The organism is Sedimentibacter sp. B4, from assembly GCF_000309315.1.
In the GTDB taxonomy this organism is placed as follows: domain Bacteria; phylum Bacillota; class Clostridia; order Tissierellales; family Sedimentibacteraceae; genus Sedimentibacter; species Sedimentibacter saalensis.
Map to the genome: position 1 here is coordinate 1 of NZ_CANG01000600.1, position 241 is coordinate 241.

General features: G+C 72.2%; 1 pseudogene. It reads left to right on the forward strand.

Annotated elements, in window-relative coordinates:
- Positions 1 to 241 (forward strand): annotated as a pseudogene (locus tag BN358_RS26695) (Fpg/Nei family DNA glycosylase); the annotation flags it as partial.

Below are 241 nucleotides of genomic sequence, written 5' to 3' on the forward strand. Positions count from 1 at the left end.
TCGTGTGCCTGTCCGTCGGTGGGCTCTGGCTGGTGTTCCACCTCGCCCGCGGCGGCTGGCTGACCTGGAAGGATGCGATGCCGGCGAAGCCGGCCCGTCCGGGACGCGGCCCGCTGGCGTTGCGGGTGGTCTTCGACGACGACTCCGGCTTCGAGCTCACCGAGGCCGGCACGCAGAAGAGGCTCGCGGTGTACGTGGTGGACGCGCTCGACGAGGTGCCCGGCATCGTCACGCTCGGGCC